This is a genomic window from Caballeronia arvi, assembly GCF_001544695.2.
Classification (GTDB): domain Bacteria; phylum Pseudomonadota; class Gammaproteobacteria; order Burkholderiales; family Burkholderiaceae; genus Caballeronia; species Caballeronia arvi.
The window spans coordinates 1-7,193 of the sequence record NZ_FCOM02000129.1 but is presented as its reverse complement, the minus strand read 5'-3'; the positions used below and the strand labels follow the sequence as shown (position 1 = coordinate 7,193).

3 protein-coding genes and 4 pseudogenes are annotated in these 7,193 nt (G+C 61.6%); 5 read left to right on the top strand and 2 right to left on the bottom strand.

The genetic code is table 11. From position 1 onward, the window contains the following. From AWB74_RS42970 to AWB74_RS42960, 3 genes and pseudogenes are all read left to right on the top strand, one after another. A pseudogene (locus AWB74_RS42970) lies at positions 1-1,038 on the top strand (CoA-binding protein); the annotation flags it as partial. Positions 1,039-1,176: 138 nt separating this feature from the next. Continuing rightward, entirely contained in the window at positions 1,177-2,472 is a 1,296-nt protein-coding gene (gene tcuC, locus AWB74_RS42965) for an MFS transporter (RefSeq protein WP_061152578.1), read from the top strand. A gap of 27 nt (positions 2,473-2,499) precedes the next feature. Further along, positions 2,500-2,694, top strand: a pseudogene (locus AWB74_RS42960) (ABC transporter substrate-binding protein); the annotation flags it as partial. 188 nt (positions 2,695-2,882) lie between these two features. Here AWB74_RS42960 and pyk read toward each other — a convergent pair. Together pyk and AWB74_RS42950 are read right to left on the bottom strand one after the other, a co-directional pair. Further along, positions 2,883-4,293 (bottom strand): annotated as a pseudogene (pyk, locus tag AWB74_RS42955) (pyruvate kinase). A 257-nt stretch (positions 4,294-4,550) separates the two neighbouring features. Next, positions 4,551-6,184: pseudogene (locus AWB74_RS42950) on the bottom strand (NADP-dependent glyceraldehyde-3-phosphate dehydrogenase). Between the two features lie 340 nt (positions 6,185-6,524). Here AWB74_RS42950 and AWB74_RS48010 point away from each other — a divergent pair. Both AWB74_RS48010 and AWB74_RS42940 read left to right on the top strand, forming a co-directional pair. Beyond that, positions 6,525-6,902, top strand: a complete 378-nt coding sequence (locus tag AWB74_RS48010) for a hypothetical protein (protein WP_235024931.1) — start codon at positions 6,525-6,527, stop codon at positions 6,900-6,902. Continuing rightward, positions 6,817-7,193: class I SAM-dependent methyltransferase (locus AWB74_RS42940; RefSeq protein WP_143749495.1), on the top strand; the 377-nt coding region annotated here is incomplete at its 3' end. The genes AWB74_RS48010 and AWB74_RS42940, both read left to right, overlap by 86 nt.

The following is a 7,193-nucleotide window of genomic DNA, read 5'->3' as shown; positions in this document are numbered from 1 at the left end:
TTCGTTCGCTGGCTCACCTCACGGCCCGCTCACCCGAGCGCAGATGCGGTACTGGCCGCGATCACGACAACGCTGGCGTGGGGCCCGCTCATGCGCAAGCGCATCTCGCGGATTACCGCCGAAAGCCTGCCCTGGTGGAGCATGCTGATCGGAACGCTGATCGGGGCGTCGGCTGACGCGTCGCGCCACGGCCCGGACGGCTTCAGCGGCTTCTCCTCTGCTGAAGTGCTGAACGAACGGAGCGTAACCGAACTCTGCTTTGCCGCCCTTCTCAATCTAAAGCCGGACCCTGAGGACCTGTTCACCTTCAAGACTCTTGCAGGCCTCCTGCTCACCAACGGTCCCGGCGCGATATCGGCACAGGGCGCAAAAGGCGCAGTGTCCGCGGATGGACCGGAATCGCCCGAGCGCGTGCAGCTCAACAAGGCACTCATCGGCTTTCTCTCGCATACGGGCTTCACGCACGGCGGTAATGGGTATGAGGGCATCGCTTTTCTGATCGATGCCTTCAAGGAAACCGCCTTGAGCGATCCATCAGACCCGGACCACGGCATCGACCTGCGCGCGCTCGCCGAGCGATCGGTTGAACAGTATGCGCAGTACAAGGCACGACAGAAGAACGCGGGCAGCCTCGACATCGCAAAGCTTCCGGGCGTGAATCATCCGGTATTCAAGGACAGGCCGGTCAACCATGATCCGCGCGAGGTGTTTATCGCCGATTTGTGTGAGAAGCGCGGCGAGTACAACGTGTTCCATGCGTACTATCGCGAACTCGTGCAGGCACTTTTCGACGCCGGTGTGTCCCGGAACGTCTACTGCGTCAATGTCGATGCGATCATCGCCGCGCTGTTGTTGAAGATGCTCTGGCAGCCCTTGCGGCGCGGGGACCTGACCGAGTCCGATCTCGAAACGGCGGCGTTCACGATTTTCCTTTATCCCCGCATGCTGGGCTGCGCGGCGGAAATCGACGACCACCTCAACCGCGGTCGCAACATGGATACGCGCACGCCTGCCTCGCAGTGCCGCTTCGTGGCTTGATACCCCGTGATGAAGGATTGATGTTCAAAGAACATCAATCCTTCCAAAAGTCGCAATTCTCGTTTGTCCAATTTCCGGCGACTATCAGGTACACAACGATACGTCGGGATGCCGTGCATCCCTATCTGGAGACATTCGATGCACCCCTCCGCTCATACCGCTTCCCCCCGACAGTCGAAGAGTGCCGCCGTGCTGCGCGTCACGGCTGGCAACTTCCTGGAGCAGTTCGACTTCTTCCTGTTCGGCTTCTACGCGACCCAGATCGCCGCCGTCTTTTTTCCTGCGACCAGTGAATTCGCTTCGCTGATGATGACCTTCGCCGTCTTCGGCGCGGGCTTCCTGATGCGGCCGCTCGGCGCGGTCATCCTGGGCGCCTATATCGACGATGTCGGCCGCCGTAAGGGTCTCATCGTGACGCTCTCGATCATGGCGAGCGGCACCATCCTGATCGCATTCGTGCCGGGCTACGCGACCATCGGCCTCTTCGCTCCGGCCCTCGTGCTGCTCGGCCGTCTGTTGCAGGGCTTCTCGGCGGGCGCGGAACTCGGTGGCGTGTCGGTGTATCTCGCGGAAATGGCGACGCCCGGCAAGAAGGGCTTCTTCACGAGCTGGCAATCCGCGAGCCAGCAGGTCGCCATCGTCGTTGCCGCGGCGCTCGGCTTCGCGCTCAATCAATGGCTCGACACGGCAGCCATCGCCGCGTGGGGCTGGCGCGTGCCGTTTTTCGTCGGCTGCATGATCGTGCCGTTCATCTTCATTCTGCGGCGTAATCTCGAGGAAACGCAGGAGTTCAAGAAGCGTCAGCATCGCCCGACGATGGCCGAAGTCTTTCGCACGCTCGTGCAAAACTGGAACGTCGTGATCGCAGGCGTGATGCTGGTCGCCATGACCACCACCAGCTTCTATCTGATCGCCGTGTATGCGCCGACCTTCGGCAAGACGGTTCTGCATCTGAGCACGGCCGACAGCCTCCTCGTCACGCTGTGCGTGGGCGTGTCGAACTTCATCTGGCTGCCGATCGGCGGGGCGCTGTCGGATCGCATCGGACGCCGTCCGCTGCTGCTCTCGATGACGATTCTCGCGATCGCCACCGCCTATCCCGCGCTGTCGATGCTCGCGCATGCGCCCAGTTTCATCAATATGCTGCTCGTGCTGCTGTGGCTGTCGTTCATGTACGGCATGTACAACGGAGCGATGGTCGTCGCCCTGACGGAAGTGATGCCGGTCGAGGTGCGCGTCGCAGGTTTCTCGCTGGCATACAGTCTTGCCACGGCGGTATTCGGCGGATTCACGCCCGCCATTTCGACTGCGCTCATCCACATGACGGGCGATAAAGCCGCGCCGGGCTACTGGATGAGCTTCGCGGCGGTTTGCGCGCTCGGTGCGACGCTCGCGCTCTACCGGCGCCGTCCGGCAGCAGTTCAGGCAGTCTGATCGATCTACCTCATCTCTCGCGAACCGATGAAATCCATTCTCCGCAAATTCTGTATCGCCGCGCTGCTTCCCTGCACCCTTGCTTCCACGAGCGTGCAAGCGGCCGAACTGCACGTCATGAGTTCGGGCGGCTTCACCGCCGCCTATAGAGTGCTCGGTCCCAAATTCGCGACGGCGACGGGCAACACGCTCGATACCGCACTGGGACCGTCGATGGGCAAATTGTCGCTCATCTAGCGCTTGTGGCTTGCAGATCGGGCTATGGCAACAGACATTTGTTATTTGAGTTGATTCACGCTACCTACCTCTCCTACCTTCTTTGGACCAAAGGATCGCCGCGACCATGCCAAAGACCCGCAAGGTACCGCCAAGCGCACATAGAGCCTTGGATGTCGATCCGTGCCCTTGCCTCACTGAATTTGCGCAATGCGCAGAAGATTAGTAGTTCCGGGCGTGCCGAACGGCATGCCAGACGACGGTTTGACCTGCTCCACCAAATCCTTCGGCACGTACCGTCTCGCATGCCAGCTCACTCACTTCCGCCGCGTCGATCAACTCCTTGCACACGACGGAATGGACGCCCCAGACCAACGCCAGACGGCGAGCGGTTCCCGTCTGCGGGGTCATGCCAACGATCGGCGCGCAGGGCCGTTCGCGCGCCATGCAGAGGGCTGAGTACCCGGAGCTGGTGTACGCGACGGTGGCGACGGCATCGAGCAGACCCGTTACGTGCCGCATCGCATAGCCGATCGCATCCGACGGCGTCGCGCGCGGTGTGGCATGGGACGCCGCGATCACTTCGCGGTAGTACGGGTCGTGCTCGGTCTGCGAGATGATCAGGTCCATCATCCGCACGGCTTCGACGGGATATTTCCCGCTTGCCGATTCGGCAGATAGCATCACCGCGTCTGCGCCGTCGTACACGGCGGTGGCGACGTCTGACGCTTCTGCTCGAGTCGGTACGGGCGCGGCGACCATCGACTCAAGCATCTGCGTCGCAACGAACACCGGCTTACCGGCTTTTCGACAGGCGCGCACAATACGCTTCTGAATCGCCGGCACCTGCTCTGCAGGCATTTCCACGCCGAGGTCGCCGCGCGCAATCATCACGGCATCTGCCTCGTCGACAATCGCATCAAGGCTGCAGATGGCCGCCGGTTTTTCCAGCTTGGCCACGATGCCCACGCGCTCGCCGACGATCTTTCGAACCTCTCGAATATCTTCGACGCGCTGCACAAAGGACAACGCAAGCCAGTCGATGCCGAGCGTCAGGCCGAATTCGAGATCGCGGCGATCCTTATCGGTCATCGCGGAAAGTGGCAGCACGACGTCAGGCACGTTGACGCCCTTACGCTCCGACAATGGGCCGCCGACCACGACCGACGTTTCCGCGAAGTCGGGGCCGCAGCGTTCGACGCGAAGCTGCACGCGGCCGTCGTCGAGCAAGAGGTTTGTCTGCGGCCTGAGCGCCGCGAAGATTTCCGGGTGCGGCAGCGCCACGCGATCCGTGTCGCCGGGCGTGCCGGCGTCGAGGTCTAGCCGGAACGCAGCGCCTTTCTCGAGGCGAATCGGTCCGTTTGCGAACGTGCCGATGCGCAACTTCGGCCCTTGCAGGTCGAGGAGCACACCGATTGGTCTGCCTGCATCCCGTTCGATCGACCGGATGATTTCCAGGCGGCGCTGATGGTCTTCGTGCGTGCCGTGGCTGAAGTTCAGCCTGAAGACATCGGCTCCGGCGCGAAAAAGCGCCTCGATGGTCTCGCGGCTCGTGCTTGCGGGACCGAGGGTCGCGACAATTTTGGCATTTCGATTGCGGCGCATTTGCGTGACTCCTGGGAAAGTCGCCATGTCCAGCGGCCTTATATACGGCTGGAATCGTTACGTTAGTAAGAGCGCGGCCGACTCGATGAGAACAGAGTCGCCAAGCTTCTTTGGAGCAATCCTCTGTGAGGATCGGTCGCTCGACGAGGGAATGGGAACTCCCGGCGTCGATAACGGGTGGGGACCTTGTGATTAAGTCAGGAGCTTCATCGTTATGAACTCCGGACTCGATCCTCATACGAGGGGTCCTCGCCTCTTTAGAAAATGAACCCAGTGTTCACGAACTTCGATTTTCGCTCCGTGACGATCGCGTCGAGCAGCACACGACTTTCATCGGTCTGCTTGGCGGCGACCATCGAGCGAATCGAGAACGCGCGCAACGCGTCGGCGACCGAGAGCGTGCCCTCCGCCGAGTCCTTGCGGCCGGCGAACGGAAAGACGTCCGGCCCGCGCTGACACTGGCAATTCAAATTGACGCGGCACACCTGGTTGACGAGTGGATCGACGAGCGCGCCGATCTGCGCGGGATCGGTACCGAAGATACTGACCTGCTGCCCGTGCTCGGACGTGATCACGTATTCCAAGGCGGTCTCAATATCGTCGAACGGCGTGACAGGGATGATCGGGCCGAACTGTTCTTCGCGATAAAGCATCATGCCTTCCTTCACCGGATAGACGACTGCCGGATAAAAGAGCGTCTTGCAGAAATCACCGCCGCCCTCGTTGATCACTTGCGCGCCCTTTTCCTTGGCGTCGTCGAGCGCTGCCGTCATATAGGCGGTGCGGTGCATGCCCGGCAGCGGCGTGTCGACACGCCCTTCTCCCACGGCATGCCGACCTTCAGCTTGGCGAGTTGCTCGGTGAAGCGTTCGAGGAACGTATCGACGATCGAGCGATGCACCATCAGCATCTTGAGCGCCGTGCAGCGTTGCCCGTTGAACGACAGCGCGCCGAGCAGGCATTCCTTTACCGCGAGATCAATGTCGGCATCGGGCAGAATGATCGCGGCGTTCTTCGCATTGAGGCCTAGGATGGCGCGCAGGCGGTGCGATTTCGGATGCTGCTTCTTGAGATGGTCCGCGACCTTGCTCGACCCGATGAGCGCGAGAACGTTGATCTTGCCCGATGCAAGCATGTGCGGCACGACCACCGCCCCCGGCGCGTAAATCGTATTGATGACGCCCTTCGGGAACGCATCGCGGAACGCTTCGAGCAGCGGATTGAAAAGCAACGTGCCGTACTGTGGCGGCTTGAATACCACCGTGTTGCCCATCAGTAGCGCGGGAATCAGCGTGGCGAAGGTTTCGTTGAGCGGGTAGTTGTACGGCCCCATGCACAGCACAACTCCAAGCGGCGTGCGCCTGATCTGCCCAATCGTGCCTTCCGCAATGGTGAAGCGCGAATTGCTGTTGTCCTGCTCCTTGAGCGCTTCGATCGTGTCCTGCATGTAGCTAACGGTGCGATCGAACTCCTTCGTCGAATCGGCGAGACTCTTGCCGATCTCCCACATGATCAGGTTCACGATCTGTGAGCGCTCGGCGACCATCCGCCGGATGAAATCCTGCATGCAAGCGATGCGCTGGCGGACTGTCATCGTCGGCCATTCGCCGCGGCCGTGGTCATAGGCGCGCACGGCAGCGTCGAGCGCGGCGTCGCTTTCGGCTGCGCCCATCACCGGATAGCTTCCAATCGGAACCTGCTCCGGCTCGCCAGACGGCTGCCGCACGCACACCGGGGAGAGCACCGTCTTGCAAGCGCCTTCCCAGGATCTCAGCTCGCCGTCAACCAGCGAAACGCGCTGATGAATCGGCGCAGCCAAGCGTGCGTCCTCAGGGATGTCGGCGGCAGAAGGAAAGAGTTGCTGCAGGTTTTCGGAGGCTAACGTCGACATGGCATTTTCCCTTTGACCATTGGATAAAAATTCATCGTGTACGCGCTGTCACGGCGACAGAATGACCGTTCGCAGTACGAATTACGAAATTGGCTCAGGGGTGTGCACCATACTGAGCCGACATCGCGGGTGGATCAGCGTGACTTGCAGCCCCACGCTTTCGGCGTGCACGCCCACCACGGCTGGTGTGTCCATGATTGACATGCAGAGCGCACTGGCGGTGGCAAGCAGAGCGCTGCCAACGTTATGTGTTGGCTGGCTACGCCGAAAGCGTCGTACCGCTTCGTGCTAACAAGCGCCAGTCTTGTCCCGACTTGATCCAGCAAAGAAGCACCGCGACATGGCTCGAACTCGTTTTTCCGTCGGCCAAGTTGTTGACGACATCGTAGGTATGTCGAACGATGCCCGTTTGCCCAACCACATGGACGGTTTGCTGAGACACTTCAATCGAGAGATATCGCTTCTTGCCTGCAAGACGGGCTTCGATGAGGCAGCCGGCGCAACCACATCGGCCTTGCTGCGCCTCCTCACCATGAAGCCTCGTCCGGTCGCCGTGAGCGGTATTCGGGCGTTGTTGCAAGGAAAGGCTATGCTGGTCGCGGGCCTGTCGAACAAGATGGCGGGCTTTTCAAATCGTTGCCGACTGGAATGGTCAAAGCGGGGAGCGCTGGGTCGCCAACCAGGCCCGCCTCGACGCCATGGTGGCGGTGTTCGGTGACGCCGCGATCGAAGCCGTTGCGCCCGCGGCGGGCGAGCGCGTGCTGGACGTCGGCTGCGGCGCGGGCGCGTCGAGTCTGGCTCTGGCCGCCCGCGTCGGCGCGGGGGGCCAGGTGCTGGGCGTGGACATATCCGAACCACTGATCGGCCGGGCGCGCGCGCTTGCGCCACAGGATACGCCGGTCCTTTACCAGGTGGCCGACGCCAGCAGCGCCGAGCTGCCCGAGGGCGCGTTCGACATCCTGTTCTCGCGTTTCGGTGTGATGTTCTTCGACGATCCGACCGCGGCGTT

What these genes read in the sequence shown, in the direction of transcription:
- tcuC (WP_061152578.1), top strand. Translation starts at nt 1,177, where the DNA reads ATGCACCCCTCCGCTCATACCGCTTCCCCCCGACAGTCGAAGAGTGCC.
- AWB74_RS48010 (WP_235024931.1), top strand. Translation starts at nt 6,525, where the DNA reads ATGGCTCGAACTCGTTTTTCCGTCGGCCAAGTTGTTGACGACATCGTA.